Below are 23,107 nucleotides of genomic sequence, written 5' to 3'. Positions count from 1 at the left end.
TTAAATGCTCAATGCGGTGCCGGGCTTGCGCCGTTTCAGCCAAAAATCAAAAAAGATGCGGGACACGAACACGGCAGTGAACATCGAGGCCAGGATGCCCAGGATCAGGGTCACGGCAAAACCTCGAATCGGGCCCGTTCCAAACTGATACAGGACCACCGCCGCGATCACCGTCGTAACGTTGGCATCCAGAATGGTTTTCAGCGCCCTGCCGTAACCCTCATCAATAGCCGCTCCGGGCGTCAATCCGCGACGAATCTCCTCCCTGATGCGCTCGAAGATGAGAACATTGGCGTCCACGGCAATACCGATGGTCAGGATGATGCCGGCAATACCCGGCAGGGTGAGGGTCGCGCCGAACGCGGCCAGCCCGGCCATGACCAGCAGGAGGTTCAGGCACAGTACAGTATTGGCCACTATTCCGGAAAAGCTGTAATAGACCAGCATGAATACAAGAATCAGCGCCCCGCCGAAAAGTGCCGCGCGCAGGCCTCTTTCTATGGACTCCTGTCCAAGGGACGGACCAACAGTTCGCTCCTCCATGATATGTACGGGAGCGGGCAAAGCTCCGGCCCTGAGCACCAGGGCGAGATCGGTTGCTTCCTCCGTGGTGAAGCGCCCAGAGATGCTGGCTCGTCCACCAGAGATCCGTTCCTGGATGACCGGCGCCGAATGAACGTTTCCGTCCAGAACGATGGCCAGTCTGCGACCCGTGTTTTCGCCGGTGATCCGCTCAAAGAGCCTGGCGCCGCGGGCATTGAAATTCAAGCCGACGTAGGCCATGTTGAACTGGTCAAAGCTGACCCGGGCGTCCGTGATGAATTCACCCGTCATCAAGGTATCGCGCTTGAGGACGATGGGTGAGCGGGAGATGGAGCCGTCGGGATTGCGCGTCTGCAGATAGGCCAGCTCGGCATCCGGCGGCAGGATGCCCCGCAGGGCGCGTTCCAGGTCCGCCTGGTCGTCGACCAGCTTGAACTCCAGATGTGCTGTACGGCCAATGATGGCCACGGCCCGCTCCGGATCCTGAAGCCCGGGCAACTGCACCTGAATGCGTCCTTCCGCCTGCCTGCGAATGTCCGGTTCCGCCACGCCGAACTGATCGATCCGGTTGCGGATGGTCTTGATCGCCTGATCCACCAGCAGATCTTCAAGATGGGCGCGATAGGCACCGGTCATGCCCAGAGCATACCTGACCTGCCCGGCTTCCTGGACTTCCTTGGTCAGAATCTGAAGATTGTTGAAACGATCCCGCAAGAGACGTTCCAACTGATCCTGCTGCGCCCCACGGGCCAGCGTGAACTCCAACCGCTCGTTCACGACCTGAGGCCGGAGCACGAAAATGCCGTCCTCCTGGGCTTCGGAACGGACATCCTGGCCGATTTGGGACAAGGTGTTCACCATTCCCCTGGGTATGTCGACACCCAAAGTGAGGTGCATGCCGCCTTGTAAATCCAGGCCCAGTCGAATCTCGCTTTCGGGCAGGATTCTGGCCAAAAAAGTACCCTGGATATTGACCAATGCCGGCAAGGCATACAGCCCGCCAAGCAACAGACCGAGCATGGCCAGGACGATCCGTAATCGCAGACTCATCTTCATTGTTTTTCCTCTAGCTTGTCACAATAAACCGCAAAACAGCCCGTTTAACCGGAAGGCTGCAATTTCTCCAAGACATGGCCGACTCTCGCGCATCCTTGCCGCGAGGTGAACACGCCAAAATACTCATCGTGAAGAGGGAATCTTTTCCGAGAGGATGTTCTTGAGAGAATACTTTGCGGGAATCACGGTTTGCTGCTGTATTTGCTACTTGGGTTCCTTGCTCACTGGACGCGTCTCGGTCTCGGCAAGGCCGGCAATGTAGTTCCGGTTGGTTTGAACCTTGACGTTGTCTCCGATTTCCAGAGTCAGGATGTCTTCGTTCAAGGCATGAATCCGACCATACAGACCGCCGGCCGTGATGACTCGGTCCCCTTTCTTGAGGTTGCTCAGAACTTCCCTGTGCTGCTTTGCCTTCTTTTGCTGCGGACGGATCAGCAGAAAATAGAAAATCGCGAACATGACGATCAACGGGATGAATGCCGTGATCGGGTTTCCTTGGCCTTCGACTCCGTTGGCCCCCATGGCAAATGCCAGGCTTGGTTCAAAAATCATGATACGCTCCTTGGTCGTGTTGGGGTGAAGATCGGGAACATGTTGCCGAGAAAGGCGAATTTTTCAGCATGGACAAGCCCCGTCCGGCATCACCAGGCTTGTAAAGATGGATGATGCTTTCAGGTCAAAAACAAAAGGGGAAATACTACATGACATTATTGTGGATGTACAGTGCAAGAAAGGGCTGCACGGGGCAAGCCATTCTCGTCGAAATCGCAATCGAAATCGAAATCGAAAATTATCAAAAACGGATTGCGATTGCTCCTGGGGAATCCAGGCAAGAGGCCTTGAACACCCAGGCCTCTATTGCATTGGCATCAAGAAAATTATCAGAGTATAAATGCCGGGGGGCTGCGGCGAGATTCAGGCGAAACCCGAAGTTACCGGAAGAAAAAAGGTAACTGTTCAAAATCTTGTGGCAATCAACGGGATGAATCCTGGGAGCGCCGCACCCCAGTGCGGCAGCGGTGTAACGCACTCAGGGCAAAGTTTCTGCTGGAGCATGTTCCCCCGCAGCTTGGTCACGAAATTTCGCTACGATGGGAATCCTTGCACGGGAAACTTGGTCGCCTGATCTTTTTGAGCAGTTACGAAAAAAGATGATCACAAGCTGGTGACCCGGAGCAGTTCTTCCTGAGTCGTTTTCCCAGCGGCCACAAGTCTGGAGCCATGGTCGTGCATGGTTTGAAAACCGTGTTCGCGCAACTGCGATCGAAGTTGTTCCACGGAAGCCTTTTGTACAATCAGGCTTCGTAATGCTTCGTCCACGGGCATCAGTTCAAAAACACCCTGACGTCCGCGATATCCGCTCTGCCTGCAGGCGTCGCATCCGCTGCCGCGAAGCCGAGTGGAAGCCAAGGAATTGCCCCTTGCTCCATCAGCGTTTGCCTCCGTGGCCTCAGAAAATTTTGAATTATTTGCAGGCACCGAGTTTACGTCGTTCACCTGTCTGGAACAAACCGGACAATTCAACCGAACCAGGCGTTGTCCGATCACCAGGTGCAGGGACGAGGCCAGCAGGAACGGCTCGACGCCCATTTCCAGCAGCCTCGTAACCGCCGTGGGCGCGTCGTTGGTGTGCAGCGTGGCCAGCACGAGATGCCCTGTCAGGGAGGCCTGCACGGCCGTACCGGCAGTCTCCTGATCCCGGATCTCCCCGACCAGAATGATGTCCGGATCCTGACGCAGAAATCCCCGGATCGCCGTGGCAAAGGTTACGCCCGCGGCGCGGTTCACCTGGACCTGGTTCACCCCCGGCAGATGATATTCCACCGGATCTTCCACGGTCATGATGTTTCGGGAATCTCGGATCAGCTCCCTGAGAGCCGCGTAAAGCGTCGTAGTCTTGCCGCTGCCCGTGGGGCCGGTAACCAGAATGATCCCATGCGGCGCGGTGATCATCCGCGTGATGGTGGCCACGGACTCGGGTTCCAGACCGAGATCGGACAGCGGCAAAATGTTTTTCGAGCGGTCCAGAATCCGTAAAACGGCTTTTTCCCCATTCAGAGTCGGCATGGTGGAAACCCGGACATCCACGTCCTTGCGGCCGACCCGGACCTGGAACCGACCATCTTGAGGCGCCCGGCTCTCCGCCACGTCCATCTGGCCCATGACCTTGATCCGGGCCAGAACCGTGGACTGCACCGCCAGATCCAGCCGGCGCTCCGTGCGCAATTCTCCGTCCACTCGAAACCGGACCTGAAAGCTGTTTTCCCGGCCTTCGAAATGGATGTCACTGGCCCCCTGGCTGACAGCTTGATGCAGCACCCGGTTTACCAGCCGGACAATGGGCGCATCTTCATGAGACCAGCCCAGTAGTTCCTGGCCGGATTCTTCGAGTTCATCATTTCCGGCATCCTCTTCGGCGGGATTGTCCTCCTCCCACAAGGTCAGAGCCTGTTCCAGGGCCGGGAAAAAAACCTCATTGGAAACCAGTTGCGTTCGAATCCGCAAGCCAGTCTTCCAGGCCAGGAAGTCCGCCAACGGCCTGGCCTTGGCCGTACGCAGCCACACCAGAACGCGACCATTCTCGGCGGCAATGGGCAGAAACTCGTTGCGCCGGGGAAAAGCCAGATATTCCTGGACAAGGTCCGCGGGCAGTCGAGTGAGGTCCGGAGCGGAAACGGCAGTTGGGCCCATCATCTCGGCTCCGCGTACTCCGGCATGGCAGGCCCACGATACTCGCCGCCTCTCCAGAACTCTCGCTGCAGCAACTCCTGACTTCTTGCTCTGTCGTCGCGAATGCCCTCCATGCGGCTTCTGGTCAGATTTTCAGCCTGCTCCATGGTGTTGATGATCCTGGCGGTCAAAAAAACCATCAAGGTCCTTTTTTCCGCGGAAACCGCCTCCCGCCGAAAAAGCCATCCCAGCGCCGGAATGCGGGACAAACCGGGCATTGCCCGCCTATCCTGCGCAAAATCGTTCTGCATCAAGCCGCTGATGACCATGGTGAAGCCGTCCGGAATCTGCACGTTGGTCCTGGTGGTGCGACTTATGGTCGTGGGCCGGGAATTCGTGGCATCGACCGTCAAGACGTTGCTGACCTCCTGCTCCACCTGCATCCGAATCACGCCGGAATCCGTATTGATATGCGGCGTCACCTTCAGACGAATTCCGACATCACGATACTCGAACGTCTGGACGGGGTTGTTCTGGGCGTCAAACTTTTCGCTGACCATGAACGGCCTGTTCTGGCCGACGAATATTTCCGCTTCGGCATTGTCCAGCGTCATGATCTGGGGAGTGGACAGGATATTGAAGTCGTGCGCCGTTTTCATGAAGCTGACCAGTGCGCCGAGAGTCGAGAACTTCACGCCGGCATAGGTAATGACGTTGCCCAAGGCCCCCACGGTGAAGCCTCCGGGCACGACCGGCACCCTGCCGGGTTCCCCGGTCATCAAAGGCGGCAGACCGGAGGGAACTCCAGGGGTGGGAGAAGCAGGTCCCAGGAACCCGCCGGTGATGATCCCGTCGGCGCCCCCGCCCCCGACGATCCATTCCACGCCCAGATCCTGGCTGTTGGTCAGGCTTGTCTCGACGATCAAGGCTTCCACGAACACCTGATCCAGACCGCGATCCAGATGAGCGACGATGGATTCGACCTGTCGCTGGACCCTCGGCGCGGCCAGAACCAGAACCGAGTTCGTCTCCGGATCCGCGGCCACCACAACTGCCCGGCCGGGTCGCCCCTCCCCTGCGTTGACCTGATCCCCCTGCAGCAGGCTGCGCAAAACCTCCGCCGCTGAAGATGCCTTCGCGTTCTTCAGCGCGTACATGCTCATGTCCGCGCTGGAATCAACAATCTGATCCATATTCAACAGCAAGCCGCGAACCGCCTCCAACTGTTCTTCCGATCCGGCCACAAGCAACGAGTTGGACCACTCAACCGCAAGGATGACCGGCGTCTCGGCCAGATGGCCCCGGGCAAACAGTTCTTCGTAGAGTTGAGCAACCTTATGAGCTGTTTCTCCGGCCTGGGCTTGATGCAAAGGCAGAAACTCCAGGTTCCAGCGTCCGCCCATGGCCAGCACCGCGTCCAGGACCTCCTGCATCTTGCGCACCCGGGCCCGGGTGTCGCGCAACAGCAGGGCCCGGGCCTGGGGAATCTCCATCACCATGCCGAATCGGGAAGTAAAAGGCTGCAGCAACTCGTTGATCTGCTTCACCGGCGCACGCGGATCCAGGCGCAACACCGTGGTCAGCAGCTCCCCCTCCTCCCCCGGGTCCAAAGGCGCCCGCAAGGGGTCGAGCATTTCGCCGGCCAGGTTTCCCTGTAGAATGTAGTACAGGTCACCCTGGGCCACGAGATCCAGGTTGTTGCTGGCCAGAACCCGTTCCAGCACGGCCAGGAGTTCCGGCTCGGTCATGGGGGCCTGGGAATGCAGGGAAACCTTGATGGGCGGAATCTGGTCCTCTCGAAAAACGATGTTCCGTCCGGTGAACTGACCAACGAAAAGGATGAAGTCCCGCAGGGTGATTCCCTCCAGGTTCGCGGTCATCCGCTGGTCTTGAACGCCCTCACCGTCCTGAGCAAAGGAAACTCCTGGGGCAACGACCATCAAAAAGACAAACAGACACGATAACCGGAACCATGCGCCGATGGATAGCATAAGGATAATTTCCTGGTTCATTGGTGAGGCCGGCAGTGGCAATTGTTTCCGAGAAAGCCGACGACTCACCAGAATTTAATTCAATTCAACAAGATAGGTTTGCATCTGGGAAGCGCGCTGAACATCCAGAGTGATCAAGGATGCCCGGTCCATTCCGGAATATGCCTGCAGCAGCTGCGTCGGACCGGTCAGGGTTTGTCCATTGATGCGCGCCAGGACATCGCCGTTGCGCAGCCCGATCTTGCTCAGCAGGGAATCAGGACGAATGCTCAGAACTTGGAACCCTCCGACCCGACCGTTCACGGTGAAGGGCTTGAAACTGGCCATCTGCAGCAATGCATTGGGATCGGACAAAAGCGGTTGCACTTCCTGTCTGGTGAGACTGACCCGTGTCGCGCCGGCAGGCGCGGACCAGGGCTGAGGCGTGGCGATTTGCGGGGAAAACAAAACATCCGCGTCTTCCTGATCCGCGGTTTTCTGCCAGAGCAGGACTTCCTTGCGTCTGTCTCCGGAAATGAAAGTCACGGAGCCAAGATGGACCTCGGACAGTTCCCAGCCGTCAATCAAAGCACCGGGGTCCAGCACCAGAAAATCCTCACCCGAGCGGAGCAAGGCCCTGGGAGATGTTCCGGTAACGGTTCCCAGAAGCACAGGGGCAAAAGAATCCGGATTATTGACGGGTTCCGGAGCAGCCATGCCGCTGTCCGGCATGTCCAGTCCCAGGATATTCTGATCCAGAATTACCGGTACCCAGGACTCTGCCGCAGGTCTGACGAAGGACGGGGAAACGGTGCCGGGAACCGCGACATATGATCGGACGGAATAGTACTCCCAGGCCCCGGTCAAAATGAACGCAAAGGCCAAGCCGAAGGCCAGCGGGAGGACCAGCCGGAACAGCCGGGTGGACATCAGTCGGGAAGAGTTCACGTGGTATGCAGACGATTGCTTGAGGTGCTGGACACGGGGGGAAGCTAAATCATTCGTCGCCTTCGGGCAAGAAAAACACAATGCGTTCAGGGCAGATTTGTTCCGCCGACTGGTTTACCCTCTTTATGGCCGGTACGAAACTCTCTCGCCGGTCTCGCCGGGGTAAACCAGCCCAGGTCCGGAATTCAATTGCCCCCGGGATGCGACCGCAGGAGGCGGTTAGCGAACATAGTTCGGCAAATTCAAAAAAAGGTCGGTGGTGAATGTCACCATTTTGTCCATTATCCAGGGGAAGGAAAACAAAAGCGCCAGGAAGATCGAAATGATCTTGGGAACAAAGGTCAGGGTCATTTCCTGGATCTGCGTCGCGGCCTGGATGATGCTCACCACCACACCGACAACCAGTCCAATGCCCAGCATGGGCAGGGCGATCAGCAGGGTCAGTTCGATGGCTTGCCGCGCAAAACCGATCACGAATTCAGGTGTCATGTCTTCTCCGGGAATCTCAATGGCAAGTGGTTAATTCTGAACTTCTTATCGTAATCAAACTGGTCTGGCTTGAGGCTGAAATCGTGAACCGCGTCAGGCAAAGCCGTTCACCAGGGAAAAAATCAGCAGGTTCCAGCCGTCCACCATGACGAACAGCAGGAGTTTGAATGGAAGCGAGATCATTACCGGAGGCAGCATCATCATGCCCATGGAAAGCAGGATGCTGGCCACGACCATGTCCAGGATCAAAAAAGGAATGTAAATCAGAAAGCCCATCTGGAAGGCGGTTTTCAGCTCGCTGATCACGAAGGCGGGAACCAGGATGATGGTCGGCACGTCGTCTCGGTTCGACGGGCGCTCCATGTTGGTGATGGAGTAGAACAGCGAGAGATCCTTTTCCCGAGTGTGCTTGAACAGAAATGCCCGCATGGGTTGCTCGGCCTCAAACAACGCATCCTGAAAACTGATCTCCTCGGCCAGATAGGGCTGCAACGCATTGGCGTTGATCTCCTTGCCCACGGGCATCATGATCACGAATGTCAAAAAAATGGCCAAGCTGGCCAAAACCTGATTGGGCGGCATTTGTTGTGTGCCCATGGCCTGGCGGATGAAGGAAAATACGATGACGATGCGGGTAAAGCAGGTTGCCGTGAGCAGGATGGATGGCGCTACGGACAGGATGGTCATCAGGAACAGGATTTCCAGGGCGATGGAAACGTTTTCCGGCTCACTGGCGCCGCCGCTTAATGTCATGTTCAGCGTGGGCGGCGAAGGCTGAGCGCTGACCGGGTCGGGCAGAAGGAACAGGAGTATCAGGGCGGCCAAGAACAGGCTAGCCGCCGCTTGGCCTCCCGGATTGTTCAAGATGCGTGGAAAATGATGTCTTTTCAAGGTCATGGTGTGTCTCCGTCAGCAACGTAATGGAGTTGTCCGTCACTCCCAGCACCATGTCCTTATTCAAATAGCGGACCACCACCACCGCCTTTCTCGGGCCCAGGGCAAGTTGTCCCACAAGTCGCAGATCGGATGAAAGCTGGCGGGTCAAGCCGGCCTTGTGTCCGTACCGCTTCAACAGGTAGAGGATCAGAAACATCACCCCCAGGACAAGAAACAATCCGCCGACCATCTTCAGGGCTGCAAACCCGAAATCCCAGGTCGGCGCGGTGTCGACTGCATTAGGCAAGTTGTTTAACCCTCTCGATGGGACTGATGATGTCGGTCAGGCGAACACCGAATTTCTCATTGATCACGACGGCTTCCCCTCGCGCGACCAGCTTGCCGTTCACGAAAATCTCCAGGGGTTCACCAGCCAGCTTGTTCAACTCCACCACGGACCCCTGCCCCAGCTGCAGCAATTCGTTGATCAACAGCTTGGTCCGCCCCAGTTCAGCGGACACGTCCAGGGGAATGTCCAGGATGAAATCCAGGTCTCGCTTGGTTTTCTCCTTGGGAGCCTTGGCCTGGGACGTCAAATCTTTGAAATTGGGCTCCTTGGTTTTGGCGGCAAAGGACTTCTGCTGTTTCTCCTTCTTGAGCTGATTCTCCTCTTCAACGGCCAGGGCCTTGGCCCATTCATCCGCCAGGTCTTCCTGATCCTGGCTTTGGCCGCCGCTTTCCTTGCTCGCCGCCCGGCTGGCGGCCTCGAAAGGATCTTCAGGTTCGTCGCCTTGATCCATTTCTTCCAGAGCCTTGGCCCATTCCTCTGCCAATTTGTCTTGGTCTGTGCTCATTCAGGAATCCGTCCCGTGTCGACACGTCGATTTTCGTGCCTGTAAAAATATTAAGGTTTGAGAGTGCCGAGCTTTCCCGGCATGGGAGTCGTCGAGAATCAGGAAGCGTAACTATTGAGTTTTCCGGTTTGTCATGAAAAGTGCTGAGTAGTTACCAGGAAGCTCGTTAATAATGAACCTCAGCTTCCTTCACGACCTGAAACGCCCTGTTGGCTTTGACAATGCCGGGGCTGCAGTGAAATTTGTCAACACCATGAATTTTAACTTCCAATGGCTGTTCGGTATCCGTATCCAGCAGCAGGATATCGCCAACATCCAGATTGAGAAGCTGGCGGCCCGTGATGGACGTGCGGCCCAGGGGCACCACCAGTTCCACGGGAATTTCCATCAGGCGCTCCTTGAATCTGGAAAGCCAGGCATGGTCCACCTCCAGACGTTCGGACTGAAAGGATGCATAAAGCTTTCCCCGGATGGGTTCAATGGTCGAATAAGGCAGACAGAAGACCAGGGAGCCGATGGCATTCTCCAGTTCCACTTCCATGGAAACCACGATCACGACATCGCTGGGCGGCACGATGCCTGCGAACTGCGGATTGATTTCCGTACGCAGAAGTTCAATGCTCACATCATGTACCGGAGTCCAGGACTGCTCCATGGAGGACAGGAAGATCTTGACCACCCGCTCGATCACGGATTGTTCGATGGGTGTGAAGTCACGTCCTTCGATCTTGGGCTGCGTGCCTTGCCCCCCGAAAAAATTTTCCACCAGGGCGAATACGAGGCGGGTGTCAACGACCAGAATCGCGTTTCCCCGCAACGGGTCGATCTTGAAAATGTTGATGCTTGTCGGCACGGGCAGCGAGCGCATGAAATCACCGAACTTGGACATGTCGATGGAAACCGGGTTGACGTCAACCTTCTTGCGCATTGAGTTGGCCAGGGAATTGGAGGCCAGGCGGGCAAAACGATCGTTGATGATTTCCAGAACCGGCATTCGCCCGCGAATGATCCGATCCTGGTTGGCCAGATCAAAGGAAATGATGCCCGAGTCATCTCCGGCAACGGCGGTTTCGGTCTCGACCTCGCCCCCGGTGAGCCCACGCAACAGGGAATCGACTTCATCCTGGGAGAGAATTTTATTCATGGGTTTTCCATATTTGCCATGCTGCGAGTTTCACTCAACCATGACATATATTAAAAATTTGGAGTAACTATTCAGCAGGGGGTTGTGTGCTCTTCCGTGGAAATTGATATCGGGGTCGTTATCGAAATCGAAAAACGTTGAAGAGCCCCAACTTGACTTCGTTTCTGATATCGACTCCGGAATTCCAATTTCGATTTCGATTTCGATTCGACTCCAAAGGCGGCAACAGTATTTGATGCTGATATAGTTACATTTTGGAGTAACCATTCAGCACAGGTTCTTTCTCCGGTAATCGGAATCGGGGTCAGGGTCGGAATCGGTTTCGAAAACAATGGAATTCCCTTCCACATGGCTTCGCTTCGATACCGATCCCGATCCCGACCCCAATTCCGAGCCAAACCCGACATAAGTGTCCTACTGAATCACGAACTCGGTCAGATAAACATTGGTCACCCGACCGCTGCCCAGAATCTGATTCAGTCGGTCCATGATCTCGTTCTTCAAGATGATCTTGCCTTCCATGCTGGCAAGATCACTGAAAGTCTTTCCGGACAGCAACAAAATGATCGCATCGCGAACCCGTGAATCCGCCCGCTGCAGATCACTCACCACGGAATTGTTCAGCACCTCCACGGACAGAGACATGCGCAGAAAACGCCTGCCGAGAGGATCGGCCAGATTGACGATAAACGGCTGCAAGGAAACAATTTCCGGGACAAACTCAGTGCGTGGCGTCGATCTGGCATCCCGGGCCTGGGCTTGTTCCGATTCCTCCCGGGGTTCGGCACCTGGCCCCATGAAGAACCAGTAGGCGGCTGCGCCCCCTCCTGCCAGCAGAAGCAAGATAAACATGAGAATGACCCATTTCAGCTTGCCCCCCTTCTTTTCCTCCCCAGCGGACTCAACTTCCTTTTTGGCCATCGCAACCCCTCACTTTTTTCATGATCTGCTCTAAAAGGTCGGGCGCGGCATGAAAGCTCCCGTACTCCTGGATCCCGCCTGTGTCGGGATGACTTGAAATAGCGTAACTACTCAGCACATTATGATGAATGACCATTCTCCAGCACTGGATTCCGGCTTTCGCCGGAATGACGAATCGGAGCAAGCCGTACCCACGCTGAACATACCGGCGAAGGCCGACGCTATCGCTATCCAGATCTTTTTGCCGGCTCTGCTGAGTAGTTACAATCATTTAACGGCAACTGCTCAGTAAGGTTGCCATGAAACGGAACATGGTCTTTCGGTCTCGACATCGAGATCACCACAGTTCAAGACAATCTCTTCAGGACAGTCGCGATGTCGTACCTGGGCATGCATCTCTATGACGTCTTGAACAGAATTTCCACCCGCCTGTTCAAGGCGCGCCCCTCCGGCGTGCGGTTGTCGGCGACAGGCATCCGGTCGGCGTAGGCGGAGACGGACAGCTTGGCATCCGGAACTCCGGAAGTCAGCAAAACCTCCAGGACAGCCATGGCCCGCAAGGCCGACAGGGTGTCGTTGTCCATTGTTCTTCCGATCAGATTGTCCGTATGGCCGGAAACATTAATGACGTTGGGCACGTACAGCAGCAACGGAGCCAGTATTTCCAGCAAGGTTCGAGCGGGTTGAGTCAATTCATGTCCGCCCAGCGGAAAAAGCAACTCGTCCGTGAGCAGGATGGCCAATCCTTCAGGCCGTTGCAAAAGCCGCAGATTTTCCTCAAGGGTGGCCTTGCTGATCTCCCGCGGCAGGACATCATCCGGAAAAAGCAGGTCCCGGATCCGCTGTTCGTTGTCCCGAAACTCCCATGGCCGCTGCATCAGCTCGACCACGATTTCCATCTTTGTGGGAATCCGCCCCGCTGTTTTCTGCGAGACAACTCCAAGGTTGGCCCCGAAAAGGCTCATGGCTTCGGTGACGACCTGGCGATCCATGGACGACATGCTGAGCAACAGGACAAAGAAGGTCAACAAAAGCGTGATGAGATCCGAAAAGGTGATCAGCCAGCCCATGGGATCGACTTTGGCCCCGCCTCCTTTTTTTTTACGTACGGCCATGAATCACCGCCTGGGAACAGAATGACGAATGTGCTTGCGCGAAGTTTTCGAAAACCTCCATCAAGGCGGAAGCGACCTTCAGAGACAAAGCGTTGTTGTAAATATCCAGCACATACTCCGTGGTCACTGGTCAGGCTGGATTCCGGCTTTCGCCGGAATGACGCACCGTACCATGCTCTTCCGAGTTCAGTCATACCGGCGAAGGCCGGCGCTACCGCTATCCAGTCCGAGTAGTTACGCGTTGTTTATCATTCACAACATGGACTTTTGATTGCAATCCAAGCGTCCGGGCCCTCCATGACTGCTCAGGGCCGGATCGGCTCGGGATCGTGCGCATCGGGGAAACGAAAAATAAAGTCCCGATAGATGAACTGTTCCGGAGTTCCAATGACCGCCGGCTGCTCCAGCAACGGAGCCCAGGGCTCACCCCGCCGGTCCAGGACGAATTCAACCCGCCTGTTGCTGCGACGACCTTCCGGAGTCCGCGGGTCCTCCCGAGGATGAAACCGTCCCAAACCCTCCATGCGCAATATTTCTGATGGAACCCCCTGCTCCAACAGGAACTGGTAAACGGTTGACGCGCGAAAAAGAGACACTTGCCAGGAGAGATCAGGTATTGCATCTCCGAGAGCAGGGGTAAAGTGGGCATCAAACTCGTCCCGGAGCGTGGAACCGTGCCCGGCAATCAGGACCGGAACGGTCACGTTACGCAGCGTCGGCGCCACTTGGCGCAGGAAATCACGACCCTGTTCGGTAAGATCCGTCTCGCCCGGCTGGAACAGCACGGCGGTGTTCACGCTGAAGATCTGGACGAAACGATTGCTGACAAACTGCAAATCCTCTTCAATGTCATCCCACAGCAATTCCTTCAGCGCGGCCAAGTCCCGGTCCGGGGGCATCGGGCCCGGCTGATACGTCTCGAGGCTTTCCCTGACGCCGAGGACATCCGGCTTGCCGGGCGCCATTCCAAAGCTCCCCAGCAGGGAACCGATGGCCAGCCGTATCCTGCGCTCGTCCAGCAACGAGGCGTTCGTCACCAGGTAGACAAAAAAAGCCATGATCAGGATCATCAATCCCGTGAACGTCAAAAGCCAACCGGGTGTTCCGGCCTCCTTCTTTTTCTTTTCCCGTTTCCCCGCCATGCCGAAAATCCCTCAGGCTAACATGTCATTCCATTTTGGTCCGCATTTTCGGCGGCAGAAAACCATTCAACTTTTCCTCGATGATCCTGGGGTTTTCGCCGCGGGAAATGGACAAGATACCCTCAAGGGTCAGCTCCCGCAGCAGGACTTCCTCCTTGCTGCGGGTTTTCAATTTTCCGGACAGGGGATTGAAAACGAGATTGGCCAGCACCGCGCCGTAGAATGTCGTGATCAGGGCCACGGCCATGGCCGGTCCGATGGCCGAAGGGTCATCCATGCTTTGCAGCATCTGCACCAGCCCGATGACCGTTCCGATCATGCCCAAGGCAGGCGCATACATTCCCATGGCCGCGAAAATGTCCGCGCCGGTCTCATGACGCTCCTGCAGATACGCCACTTCCGTCTGCATGATCTCCTGAATGACCTGCGGCTCCACGCCGTCCACGGTGAGTTGCATGGCCTTGCGCAGGTAATCATCGTCGATATCCTTCAGCAACGGCTCCAAAGACAGGATGCCTTCCTTGCGGGCACGACCTGCATATTCCAGAAACTGGGCAATGGTATCCGAAGGTTTGACAAGCCTGGTGAAGAATGCATTTTTCACCACTCCGAGCACTCCGAGGATATTGCTCAAGGGATAGTGAATCAGCGTTGCGCCCAGGGTGCCCCCAATCACGATCAGGGCGGAAGGAATGGAAACAAATACGAAGAGGCTGCTGCCCATCATGATCGCGGATACGACCAACCCGAAGGAGAGCACGACGCCGATGATAGTCGCCAGATCCATAACCGAACCTCAACCTTTCTCGCTCATATCAATATTCATCTCAATCTGCTTCGCGGGACCTGCTTGTCATTTTTATGACTCACCTGGGCCGTTCACCAAAAATGCGCGTTCCGATGCGCACCATGGTCGCCCCTTCGGCAATGGCCTGCGGAAAATCGTCCGTGGTCCCCATGGACAATTCGGGAAGGGCAAGTCCGATCTGGGATTGCAGCTTGTCCCGCAAGTCGCGCAGTTCGGAGAAAAGCCGCTGTTTTTCCGGCAACTCCAGGGAAAAAGGCGGCAACGCCATCAGCCCCCGCAAAGCCAATCCGTCCATTCGGCGGATCTTCTCCGCCAATTCCGGTAGCTGATCCGGCAAAACACCGCCCTTTTGGATCTCTTGACCAAGGTTCACCTGCACGAGAACTTCCAACACGCTGCCACGTGTTTTTGAGCGTTTTTGCAAGCTGGATGCCAGCAATTCATCGTCCAAGGCATGGAACATGGTAAAGCTTCCCGGGACGAATTTCGCCTTGTTGCGCTGCAGCCTGCCCAAGTAGTGCCAATGCAATTCGGGCAGCGCCAGCTCTCCCTGCTTTCGCAGCGCCTCCTGAATATAATTCTCGCCGAAATCCAGATGCCCATGCCCGGCCAGAATTTTCAAGGCCGCCGTGGGTTGATACTTGGATACCGCAATAATGCGAACATCTCCAGGTTCTCGACCATGTCGCGCTGCAATTTCAGCAACAGTATTCCGCGTTTCCTCATATCGCCAGATCAACTCCCGGCTGTCAATCCGCGCCGAGCCTTCGGCATCACGATCTTCAAGATTGTCGTGCTTCATGCTTCTCTCCGTGTAACTCTTCAGCACAAGAAGTGTATGTCACCCTTCAGCACTGGATTCCGGCAACAACCGGAATGACGTATCGCACTGTGTCGTCTCCAATCAGTCGTACCGGCGAAAGCCGGTCTCCAGTCCCAATCTTCTCAGTAGGCTGGGCAGTAACCGCCCTTTTCAGATTCAAACATCCGCCAAAAAAGGTCTGCCCGTTCACCTATCACCTTGCACACAATCCCCCGTTGCGTCCAGAGCGTCTCTCCCTCTTCAATCAGGATCTGAAAAATAAATTGATACGTTGTTGAAGCTCAGCATCCCGTATCTCACATCCGACCACATCCGGCCAGTTCAGGTCTTGTGCTGAACCATCCTTTGGAGTTACAAAAAGCCCTCGGTTGTTCAACTTCAATGACCATTTCCAGGAGAACCCCCCGTGCGCATTGCCAAGAAAATCCGTTCGATCCCCGCCTCGGCCACCTTGGCCGTAAATGCGAAGGCCCAGGAACTGGCGTCCCAGGGAAAGAAAATCATCAGCCTTGCCGTCGGCGAGCCCGATTTTTCGACACCGGAGCATATTCGCCAGGCTGCCAAGGACGCTTTGGATCAAGGTTTCACCAGGTACACGCCGGTTCCCGGCATACCGGCCCTGCGGCAAACGGTTGCCGACTATTTTTCCGGGCGTGCCGGTCTCGCCAACGAGAAACTGCCCCCTGAAGCGGTCATGATCTGCAACGGTGGCAAGCACGCCCTGTACAACCTGTTCCAGGCGCTGCTCGATCCGGGAGACAGCGTATTGATCCCGGCACCCTATTGGGTCAGCTATCCGCCCATGGTTCTGCTGGCCGAAGGCAAACCTGCTATCATCCCCTCCACGCCGGAACAACGGTTCCTGATCAGCACGGAAGATCTTGAACGCCACTGCCCGCCGGATGCCCGGATTCTGCTGCTCAACTCACCGTCCAATCCAACAGGGTGTCACTATTCCCAGGACGAGCTGGACAGCCTGATCGGCTGGGCCATGGAACGCGACATCTTCGTGATCTCCGACGAAATATACGATCAACTGGTCTATGCTCCGGCCCGTCCCAGCACGGCGATTTCCTGGTGGGTCAAATTCCCGGACAAGGTCGCCGTGGTCAACGGACTTTCCAAAACCATGTCCATGACGGGATGGCGCGTCGGGTACGTCCTGGCCCATCCGGACCTGATCAAGGCCATGGTCCGCATCCAGGGACAAAGCACCTCCAATGTCTGCTCCATTGCCCAGAAAGCGGCCTTGGCCGCATTGACCGGCCCCATGGACAGCATCCACGAAATGCAAGCCGCTTTTATCCGTCGGCGGGATCTGGCCCTGGAGAAAATCACTTCCTGGCCCGGCGTGGTCTGCCCCAGGCCCGATGGAGCCTTCTACCTGTTTCCCCGGTTGGATTCCCTGTTCACGAGCGAGAGAAGCGATTCCGCATCCCTGTGCACCCACATTCTGGAAAAGGCCGGAGTCGCCCTGGTTCCGGGCGTCGCCTTCGGTGACGACCGATGCATACGCTTCTCCTACGCCCTGGATGATCAGACCCTGCTCACGGCCCTGGACCTTGTCCAAAACGCCCTGCTCGACCAGTAACATTGGCCACGAAAATTCCCTTCGGCCCCAGGCCGTTTCAACCGGTCAAATTCTTGTCCTGGAGTTCACTGGTCCTGATCCTGGTCGTGAATTTGCTGTTTTCGGTATTTATTGCCAATTATGCCCGCCAGACCATGCTTGAAAAGAACCAGGAATTCGCTTTGCTCCTGGCGGAAAACCTGAATCATCAGATCTTCCAGCGCTTCACCCTGCCCACGGTGATCGGCTTCGGACGAATCGAACTCAAGAATCCGGCCCAGTACGAGCGGCTTGATCAGATCGTGCTCTCCACCATCCACAGCTTTCACGTTCTGGAAGTGCGCATCTACGATTTTGACCATGAAATCGCCTACTCCACCACTCCCGGGCTGGTCGGCCTTTCCGACGCGGCGGGCAAGGCCGTTCGCCAGGCCCTGGATCCAGGCATCCACAGCTTTGAGCTGCTCAGCCGCATTCCAGCCTGGTGGGCCATGTTCAAGCTTGAACTTCCCGCGGAAAGTTTTGTTTTGCGCACCTCCTACCCCCTGCGCGCCGAGCGGGGCTTCGATCCGGTGACCGGGCCCGGACCGATCATGGGCGCGCTTGAGTTCACCCAGGACATCACCGAAGACTACGAGGCAGTGCTTTACTTTCAGATCCTGATCCTGGCAGCCTCCTTTGCATCCTCCCTGGTCCTGTTTTCCGTGCTCTATCTGATCATCCGCCGGGCAGCGAACACCATTGCCAAGCGGGCGGACGAGAAGGAACGCCTGGAACGGGAACTGCACCAGAACGAAAAACTGGCCAGCATGGGCCGGACCGTGGCCAGCATCGCCCATGAAATCCGCAACCCCTTGGGCATTATTCGAAGCACCGCGGAACTGCTCATGAAGCGCTCCCTGGCCAAGGGGGACCAGGCGGACAAGGCGGAACAACAGCAGACCCGCCTGCTCAAGGCGATCTTTGACGAATCCAAGCGCCTTTCGCAGACCGTGAACGATTTCCTGGATTACGCCCGCCCCAAGGCGCCGAACAAGGAAAAGGTGGACATGTCCCAGATCCTGGATCAGGTCCTGGCCTTCTGGGATAATGAAATGGCCGAAAAAAACGTCTTCATCCAGCGCGACACATCCAGCCAGATCATCATGGGGGACAAGGATCTGCTCTATCGCGCGGTCTACAACGTCCTGGCCAACGCGCTCCAGGCCATTGACGGGCCGGGAACCATCGCCATCACCCTGCAACGCGAGTCCGACGCCGTTGTTCTGACCATTCGGGACACCGGGCCGGGCATCCCTCTCCAGGCCAAGGAGAAACTATTGGATCCGTTCTTCACCACCAAGGAAAAAGGAACCGGCCTTGGCCTGTCCATTGTGAACAGCATTCTGCTCAGCCATCACGCCCGGCTTGAACTTGCCAATCACCCCCGAGGCGGAGCCGAAGTGCGGATGATTTTTCCGGTTTCCGTACATTGAAATTGTCTTTGAAGATATTATTGTTACTTCATGAACACTGACCAGCAACATCAGACGAACATCCAGATGGCCAGCCATGTTCTCGTTATCGACGACGAACAGAACTACCTTCTGCTTCTTGAGACCCTTTTGAGCGACGAAGGATATGCCGTCACCGCTCTCCAGGATCCGGAACTGGCCTTGGCCTACCTGGAAGAATCCGAGGTCGACGTGGTCATCACGGACATGAAGATGCCCAAGATAACCGGCCAGGACGTTTTGACTCACGTTCAAAAGAATTATCCCCATATTCCCGTGCTGATCATGACCGCCTACGGCTCCATCGATGCCGCGGTGGTGGCCATGCGTCACGGCGCCTTCGACTACATCACCAAGCCCTTTGCCAACGATGAATTGATCCTCTCCGTCCGCAAGGCCGTCCAGTTGTCCCAGGCCCAACGCAAGTACAGGCTTCTTTCGGAGAACCTGGAGCAACGCTACGGACTGCATCAGATCATCGGACGCAGCAAGGCCATGCTCCGTGTTCTGGACATGGTGGACCGAGCCGCGCCCAGTAAAAGCACGGCCATGATCACCGGCGAATCCGGCACGGGCAAGGAACTCATCGCCAAGGCCATCCATTTTGCTTCGCCGCGCAAATCAGGCCCCTTCATCACAGTGAACTGCATGGCCCTCAATCCGGGCGTTCTTGAAAGCGAACTTTTCGGCCATGAGAAGGGATCCTTCACCGGCGCGGTCGCCCGCAAGCGCGGTCGATTCGAACTGGCCCACGGCGGCACCTTGTTCTTGGATGAAGTCGGCGAGTTGTCCCAGGACCTGCAGGTCAAACTGCTCAGGGTGCTTCAGGAACGCAATTTCGAACGGGTCGGAGGCTCAGAGCCCATCAGCGTAGATATTCGCATTGTCGTGGCCACGAACAAGGATTTGCCGGCTTCCGTCCAGTCCGGGGAGTTTCGCGAGGACCTTTTCTACCGCCTCAACGTCGTCCAGATTCCCCTGCCTCCGCTCCGGGAGCGCCGGGAGGACATCCCGCTGCTGGCTGCGCATTTCCTGAAGAAATACACCGAGGAGAACGCCAGCGCGGTCAAGGGATTTACCGCGGACGTCATCGACTACCTCACGGCTTACGAATGGCCGGGCAATGTCCGGCAGTTGGAAAACGTGGTGGAACGCTGCGTGGTCATGGCCGGGGACGACATGATCCGGGTGGATGATCTGCCCCCGGAAATCAAGGACGAAGAAGCCCAGTTCAAAAGCGCCGTTGACCTGCTCCCATCCCGCCTGAATCTGGCCGACACCCTTGAAAAAATCGAGGCCGCCCTGATCCGCCGGTCCTTGGTCCAGACCAAGTTCGTGCAGGTCAAAACCGCGGACATGCTCGGCATTTCCAAAAGCCTGTTGCAGTACAAGCTGAAGAAGTACAAGTTGACGGGGAATTGAGACCCGCAAGGCAACGACCTACTTAAACCAAATGGTAACTACTCAACACTTTTTATGACAAACTTGGATTGTTCCGGCTTGTCTCGATTTTTTTGGCATCGCCTGTCTTACTGAGCCAGGATTCGTTCATCGAACCATTGCCAATCGCCTGAAGCGCCAATGGATGTTTATTCGAGCAATGGTTCGATGTTACGAAGCCGGCAAAGGAGTCGCGAGGCAAAAAATCAAGACAAGCCGGGACAAAGCTGAAGAGTTACACCAAATGAACCGGTTCGCCGTATGCAGACAGTGTTTTGTCCGATGTAAGCAGTCGCAGGCCCTCATACTTGGCTTGAGCGATCAATAATCGGTCAAAAGGGTCGTTGTGGTATCCGGGCAATTTTGCCGTTGCCGCGGCGTGTTCAGCAAGGATTGGCAACACTCTCATCCTTGCAGAGCGAGACAGGTTCAACAATTCGTCTGGAGAGACGGAGAGTTTCCCAAGCCTGTATTTGATTGCCGTTTCCCAGACAGAAGCGGCACTGACAATCGTCTCTGACACGGCGATCAGCTTTTGAGTCGGCATGCCAAGTCGGGGATGTCCTGAAAGCCACCACAGCAGGATATGCGTGTCCAGAAGAAAATGTTTCACGGCTTCAAGTCCCGACCGAAGAACAATTCGGCAACTTCCCTCTCCGCTTTGTCGCTGAAGGCCCCGTCGATTTCCTCATGTGAAATGGTCAAGGTTTTATACCCTGTGGTTTGGTGCAGCGGGTCAACCAATGGCGTCAACCGGACAAGAGGTTTACCGGAGCGTGCCAACAAAACATCTTCCCCGGCCAATGCCGCCTGCATCAAGCGAAAAATTTCAGTATCATGCTCTTCGACATTCACCTGCAACATTATCCTCTCCCCTTTTTAATAAAAGGTTATCTTGAAACAAATTGATGTCAACACAAACATCATCAACATTGCCCCTTCCCTTTTCCTGAAAAAAATCCATGAAATCCCATCCCCAGTCGACAAACTCATCCCCCCCCTGCTCACCCCAGCTCAGCATCAACGCCGAGGTTCAAGGTGTAACCTTTTTCAATCCGGCCAACGGCTACGCCGTGATCCGGGTCAAGATCCGTGACGAGCCTGGAATTGTCACGGCCGTAGGCAACATCGTGGCGGTCAGGCCTGGAGAGTTGCTGAACCTGTCCGGGCAATGGAAGGAGCACCCCAAGTACGGGCGGCAGTTCCTGATCACCAAGTGCGAGCCGCTCTTGCCGGCCGGAATCAACGCCATCCGTCGGTATCTGGCCTCCGGTCAACTCAAGGGCGTTGGCCCGGCCCTTGCCGAGCGCATGATCAAGCGGTTCAAGGACAAGACCCTGGAAATCATCGACACGGACCCGGATCAACTGCTCCAGGTCGAGGGCATCGGTGTTTCCAAACTTCAAAAAATTGTTCAGTCCTGGGAGGAACAGCACCATGTTCGCGCTCTGATCCTTTTCCTCCAGGAACATGATGTCTCTCCGGCCTTGGCCGCGCGCATCCATCGCCATTACGGCGCCCAGGCCCTGCAGAAAGTCCGGGAAAATCCCTATGATCTGGCCTACGAGATGCACGGCATCGGCTTCAAAACCGCGGACGCCATCGCCCTCAAGCTCGGCTTTGCGCCATATTGCCGCGAACGACTGGAAGCGGCCCTGGTTTACATGCTCTTCCAGTGCAGCGAATCCGGCCATCTCTTTGTTCCCCTGGAAGAATTACTGGAAAAAACGACAACTCTTCTCGGCGGCGCGCCCCTCGAGGAACTGCAGGGCGCATTGGACGTGCTGGCGGAACGCAAACGGATTATCATGGAGGAGTTGCCGACCCAGGGCGTGGGGACGGCGGTCTACCTCAGCCACTTCCATCGCTGGGAAAACGAGATCGCCCAGCGCCTGCGGGCATTGATCGAGCACCCTGCCGCCCTGAACAAGGGCAAGCTGCGCAACGTGCTGGCCCAGTTGGAAGCCCGGCACAGGATCACCTTGTCCCCGCAGCAACGCCAGGCCGTGGAGGACGCCTGCCTGAACAAGGTGTTCATCCTCACCGGTGGACCAGGCACGGGCAAGACCACCATCACCCGGTTCATCGTGGAAGCCGTCACCGCTTTGGGCATTGCCGTGAAACTGGCCGCTCCCACGGGCCGGGCGGCGAAAAGGCTTTCCGAGGCCACCCGCACCCATGCCTCCACCCTGCACCGCCTGTTGCAGTATGCGCCGGACGGGGGATTCGGCATGAACGAAGCCAAGATGCTCAAGGCCGGAATGCTGGTGGTGGACGAAGTCTCCATGCTGGACTGCCACCTCTGTCTGGCTGTGCTTCGTGCCCTGCCCCTCACCTCGCGCCTGGTCCTCGTGGGCGACGTGAACCAACTGCCTTCCGTGGGCCCGGGCAATATCCTCGGCGATCTGCTCAAAAGCGCTGCCCTGCCCCATGCGGAACTCAGCCACATCTATCGTCAGGCCCAGGAAAGCATGATCGTGGTCAACGCGCACCGCATCAACCAGGGCCAGTTTCCCTATCAGTCGCCCAAAGCCGCTCCGGAGGCGGATTTTTTCTGGATCGAGCAGGACGACCCATCAAGGGTCCAGGCAATGATCCTGCAAATGGTCTGCGAGCGCATCCCGGCCGGATACGGGATGAATCCGCGCCAGGAAGTCCAGGTGCTTACCCCTATGCATAAGGGGGAAGTGGGAACGCAACAGCTCAACAACCTGCTCCAGGAGCGCCTTAACCCGAAAGGTCGGGAGTTTCTCGTAGGATATCGCAAGATGCGCGTGGGCGACCGGGTACTGCAAATGCGCAATAATTACGACAAGGAAGTCTTCAACGGCGACCTGGGATGGATCAGTTCCGTTAATGTCGAAGACGGCCAGGCCATCGTGGAGTTCGACGGGCGGGACGTCACGTATGAACTGGCTGAAATGGACGAGCTCAGCCTGGCCTATGCCGTGAGCGTACACAAATCCCAGGGCAGCGAGTACCCGGCCGTGGTCATGCCCCTGCTCACCCAGCATTTCATGCTTCTGCAACGCAACCTGATCTACACCGGCCTGACCCGCGCCCGGCGGCTGGCCGTTATTCTGGGCAGCAAGAAAGCCCTGGCCATCGGCCTCAAGAACGCGAAGGCGAAGAATCGATATACGGATCTGGCGCGCAGGATTGTGGAAATGATGGAGGGTTGAGGCGAGGGCTAGGGGCTAGAGGCTATGGGCATTAGGTTTATGGGACAACGTGGCTGGCCTATG

The 23,107-nt window shown here is 56.6% G+C and carries 22 protein-coding genes; 5 read left to right on the top strand and 17 right to left on the bottom strand.

What is annotated here, in order from left to right:
• Both secD and yajC read right to left on the bottom strand, forming a co-directional pair.
• Entirely contained in the window at positions 1 to 1,599 is a 1,599-nt protein-coding gene (gene secD, locus ACYQ15_RS19435; RefSeq protein WP_459939144.1) for a protein translocase subunit SecD, read from the bottom strand.
• A 204-nt stretch (positions 1,600 to 1,803) separates the two neighbouring features.
• On the bottom strand, positions 1,804 to 2,151 hold the full coding sequence (yajC, locus tag ACYQ15_RS19430; RefSeq protein ID WP_459939143.1) for a preprotein translocase subunit YajC: 348 nt from the start codon (positions 2,149 to 2,151) through the stop codon (positions 1,804 to 1,806).
• 149 nt (positions 2,152 to 2,300) lie between these two features.
• On the opposite strand from yajC, the gene ACYQ15_RS19425 reads away from it, so the two are divergent.
• Entirely contained in the window at positions 2,301 to 2,552 is a 252-nt protein-coding gene (locus tag ACYQ15_RS19425) for a hypothetical protein (RefSeq protein ID WP_459939142.1), read from the top strand.
• Positions 2,553 to 2,754: 202 nt separating this feature from the next.
• Here the strand turns inward: ACYQ15_RS19425 and ACYQ15_RS19420 are convergent, their stop codons facing one another.
• The 13 genes from ACYQ15_RS19420 to ACYQ15_RS19360 form a co-directional block, all read right to left on the bottom strand.
• Positions 2,755 to 4,293 carry a GspE/PulE family protein gene (locus ACYQ15_RS19420; protein WP_459939141.1) on the bottom strand — a complete coding sequence of 513 codons (1,539 nt, stop codon included), beginning with the start codon at positions 4,291 to 4,293 and terminating at the stop codon, positions 2,755 to 2,757.
• Positions 4,290 to 6,260 carry a type II secretion system secretin GspD gene (gene gspD / locus ACYQ15_RS19415; RefSeq protein ID WP_459939140.1) on the bottom strand — a complete coding sequence of 657 codons (1,971 nt, stop codon included), beginning with the start codon at positions 6,258 to 6,260 and terminating at the stop codon, positions 4,290 to 4,292. Before gspD ends, ACYQ15_RS19420 begins: the two co-directional genes overlap by 4 nt.
• 75 nt (positions 6,261 to 6,335) lie before the next feature.
• Positions 6,336 to 7,187, bottom strand: coding sequence for a hypothetical protein (locus ACYQ15_RS19410; RefSeq protein ID WP_459939139.1), 852 nt, complete (start codon positions 7,185 to 7,187; stop codon positions 6,336 to 6,338).
• 219 nt (positions 7,188 to 7,406) lie between these two features.
• Positions 7,407 to 7,676, bottom strand: coding sequence for a flagellar biosynthesis protein FliQ (fliQ, locus tag ACYQ15_RS19405; RefSeq protein ID WP_459939138.1), 270 nt, complete (start codon positions 7,674 to 7,676; stop codon positions 7,407 to 7,409).
• Positions 7,677 to 7,769: 93 nt separating this feature from the next.
• A complete protein-coding gene (fliP, locus tag ACYQ15_RS19400; RefSeq protein WP_459939137.1) occupies positions 7,770 to 8,573 on the bottom strand; it encodes a flagellar type III secretion system pore protein FliP in 804 nt (267 codons plus the stop codon).
• Entirely contained in the window at positions 8,509 to 8,859 is a 351-nt protein-coding gene (fliO, locus tag ACYQ15_RS19395) for a flagellar biosynthetic protein FliO (protein ID WP_459939136.1), read from the bottom strand. Before fliO ends, fliP begins: the two co-directional genes overlap by 65 nt.
• Positions 8,852 to 9,406: a flagellar motor switch protein FliN gene (fliN, locus tag ACYQ15_RS19390; RefSeq protein ID WP_459939135.1), complete on the bottom strand. Its 555-nt coding sequence runs from the start codon at positions 9,404 to 9,406 to the stop codon at positions 8,852 to 8,854. The genes fliO and fliN overlap by 8 nt, the downstream gene beginning before the upstream one ends.
• A gap of 166 nt (positions 9,407 to 9,572) precedes the next feature.
• Positions 9,573 to 10,550: a flagellar motor switch protein FliM gene (fliM, locus tag ACYQ15_RS19385; protein ID WP_459939134.1), complete on the bottom strand. Its 978-nt coding sequence runs from the start codon at positions 10,548 to 10,550 to the stop codon at positions 9,573 to 9,575.
• A gap of 414 nt (positions 10,551 to 10,964) precedes the next feature.
• The gene (locus ACYQ15_RS19380; protein ID WP_459939133.1) at positions 10,965 to 11,471 is read right to left on the bottom strand and encodes a flagellar basal body-associated FliL family protein; all 507 of its coding nucleotides are present in this window, start codon (positions 11,469 to 11,471) and stop codon (positions 10,965 to 10,967) included.
• A gap of 398 nt (positions 11,472 to 11,869) precedes the next feature.
• A complete protein-coding gene (locus ACYQ15_RS19375) occupies positions 11,870 to 12,586 on the bottom strand; it encodes an OmpA/MotB family protein (protein ID WP_459939132.1) in 717 nt (238 codons plus the stop codon).
• Between the two features lie 305 nt (positions 12,587 to 12,891).
• Positions 12,892 to 13,728 (bottom strand): OmpA/MotB family protein, encoded by an 837-nt coding sequence (locus tag ACYQ15_RS19370; protein WP_459939131.1) that lies wholly within the window; start codon positions 13,726 to 13,728, stop codon positions 12,892 to 12,894.
• Positions 13,729 to 13,753: 25 nt separating this feature from the next.
• The gene (locus ACYQ15_RS19365; protein ID WP_459939130.1) at positions 13,754 to 14,515 is read right to left on the bottom strand and encodes a motility protein A; all 762 of its coding nucleotides are present in this window, start codon (positions 14,513 to 14,515) and stop codon (positions 13,754 to 13,756) included.
• A gap of 79 nt (positions 14,516 to 14,594) precedes the next feature.
• Positions 14,595 to 15,338 (bottom strand): YggS family pyridoxal phosphate-dependent enzyme, encoded by a 744-nt coding sequence (locus ACYQ15_RS19360; RefSeq protein ID WP_459939129.1) that lies wholly within the window; start codon positions 15,336 to 15,338, stop codon positions 14,595 to 14,597.
• Positions 15,339 to 15,765: 427 nt separating this feature from the next.
• Between ACYQ15_RS19360 and ACYQ15_RS19355 the strand changes: the two genes are divergently transcribed.
• The 3 genes from ACYQ15_RS19355 to ACYQ15_RS19345 all read left to right on the top strand — a co-directional run bounded on the left by ACYQ15_RS19355 (position 15,766) and on the right by ACYQ15_RS19345 (position 19,844).
• Positions 15,766 to 16,950, top strand: a complete 1,185-nt coding sequence (locus ACYQ15_RS19355) for a pyridoxal phosphate-dependent aminotransferase (RefSeq protein WP_459939128.1) — start codon at positions 15,766 to 15,768, stop codon at positions 16,948 to 16,950.
• Positions 16,951 to 16,952: 2 nt separating this feature from the next.
• Positions 16,953 to 18,404 carry a sensor histidine kinase gene (locus ACYQ15_RS19350; protein WP_459939127.1) on the top strand — a complete coding sequence of 484 codons (1,452 nt, stop codon included), beginning with the start codon at positions 16,953 to 16,955 and terminating at the stop codon, positions 18,402 to 18,404.
• Positions 18,405 to 18,470: 66 nt separating this feature from the next.
• On the top strand, positions 18,471 to 19,844 hold the full coding sequence (locus tag ACYQ15_RS19345) for a sigma-54-dependent transcriptional regulator (RefSeq protein ID WP_459939623.1): 1,374 nt from the start codon (positions 18,471 to 18,473) through the stop codon (positions 19,842 to 19,844).
• Positions 19,845 to 20,097: 253 nt separating this feature from the next.
• Here ACYQ15_RS19345 and ACYQ15_RS19340 read toward each other — a convergent pair whose 3' ends face one another.
• Together ACYQ15_RS19340 and ACYQ15_RS19335 are read right to left on the bottom strand one after the other, a co-directional pair.
• Positions 20,098 to 20,475 (bottom strand): type II toxin-antitoxin system VapC family toxin, encoded by a 378-nt coding sequence (locus ACYQ15_RS19340; protein ID WP_459939126.1) that lies wholly within the window; start codon positions 20,473 to 20,475, stop codon positions 20,098 to 20,100.
• Positions 20,472 to 20,726 carry a type II toxin-antitoxin system Phd/YefM family antitoxin gene (locus tag ACYQ15_RS19335; RefSeq protein ID WP_459939125.1) on the bottom strand — a complete coding sequence of 85 codons (255 nt, stop codon included), beginning with the start codon at positions 20,724 to 20,726 and terminating at the stop codon, positions 20,472 to 20,474. Before ACYQ15_RS19335 ends, ACYQ15_RS19340 begins: the two co-directional genes overlap by 4 nt.
• Positions 20,727 to 20,824: 98 nt before the next feature.
• Between ACYQ15_RS19335 and recD2 the strand changes: the two genes are divergently transcribed.
• The gene (gene recD2 / locus ACYQ15_RS19330; protein ID WP_459939124.1) at positions 20,825 to 23,044 is read left to right on the top strand and encodes an SF1B family DNA helicase RecD2; all 2,220 of its coding nucleotides are present in this window, start codon (positions 20,825 to 20,827) and stop codon (positions 23,042 to 23,044) included.
• Positions 23,045 to 23,107 lie beyond the last annotated feature (63 nt).

The sequence above is a fragment of the Desulfonatronum parangueonense genome, from assembly GCF_054656975.1.
Note: the sequence above shows the minus strand (reverse complement) of the source record. Positions and strands in the feature narration are given on the sequence as shown.

What these genes read in the sequence shown, in the direction of transcription:
- ACYQ15_RS19345 (WP_459939623.1), top strand. Translation starts at nt 18,471, where the DNA reads ATGGCCAGCCATGTTCTCGTTATCGACGACGAACAGAACTACCTTCTG.
- fliM (WP_459939134.1), bottom strand. Translation starts at nt 10,550, where the DNA reads ATGAATAAAATTCTCTCCCAGGATGAAGTCGATTCCCTGTTGCGTGGG.
- ACYQ15_RS19425 (WP_459939142.1), top strand. Translation starts at nt 2,301, where the DNA reads ATGACATTATTGTGGATGTACAGTGCAAGAAAGGGCTGCACGGGGCAA.
- recD2 (WP_459939124.1), top strand. Translation starts at nt 20,825, where the DNA reads ATGAAATCCCATCCCCAGTCGACAAACTCATCCCCCCCCTGCTCACCC.
- ACYQ15_RS19335 (WP_459939125.1), bottom strand. Translation starts at nt 20,726, where the DNA reads ATGTTGCAGGTGAATGTCGAAGAGCATGATACTGAAATTTTTCGCTTG.
- ACYQ15_RS19360 (WP_459939129.1), bottom strand. Translation starts at nt 15,338, where the DNA reads ATGAAGCACGACAATCTTGAAGATCGTGATGCCGAAGGCTCGGCGCGG.
- gspD (WP_459939140.1), bottom strand. Translation starts at nt 6,260, where the DNA reads ATGCTATCCATCGGCGCATGGTTCCGGTTATCGTGTCTGTTTGTCTTT.
- fliQ (WP_459939138.1), bottom strand. Translation starts at nt 7,676, where the DNA reads ATGACACCTGAATTCGTGATCGGTTTTGCGCGGCAAGCCATCGAACTG.
- ACYQ15_RS19375 (WP_459939132.1), bottom strand. Translation starts at nt 12,586, where the DNA reads ATGGCCGTACGTAAAAAAAAAGGAGGCGGGGCCAAAGTCGATCCCATG.
- ACYQ15_RS19380 (WP_459939133.1), bottom strand. Translation starts at nt 11,471, where the DNA reads ATGGCCAAAAAGGAAGTTGAGTCCGCTGGGGAGGAAAAGAAGGGGGGC.
- secD (WP_459939144.1), bottom strand. Translation starts at nt 1,599, where the DNA reads ATGAAGATGAGTCTGCGATTACGGATCGTCCTGGCCATGCTCGGTCTG.
- fliP (WP_459939137.1), bottom strand. Translation starts at nt 8,573, where the DNA reads ATGACCTTGAAAAGACATCATTTTCCACGCATCTTGAACAATCCGGGA.
- ACYQ15_RS19365 (WP_459939130.1), bottom strand. Translation starts at nt 14,515, where the DNA reads ATGGATCTGGCGACTATCATCGGCGTCGTGCTCTCCTTCGGGTTGGTC.
- ACYQ15_RS19420 (WP_459939141.1), bottom strand. Translation starts at nt 4,293, where the DNA reads ATGATGGGCCCAACTGCCGTTTCCGCTCCGGACCTCACTCGACTGCCC.
- ACYQ15_RS19370 (WP_459939131.1), bottom strand. Translation starts at nt 13,728, where the DNA reads ATGGCGGGGAAACGGGAAAAGAAAAAGAAGGAGGCCGGAACACCCGGT.
- yajC (WP_459939143.1), bottom strand. Translation starts at nt 2,151, where the DNA reads ATGATTTTTGAACCAAGCCTGGCATTTGCCATGGGGGCCAACGGAGTC.
- fliN (WP_459939135.1), bottom strand. Translation starts at nt 9,406, where the DNA reads ATGAGCACAGACCAAGACAAATTGGCAGAGGAATGGGCCAAGGCTCTG.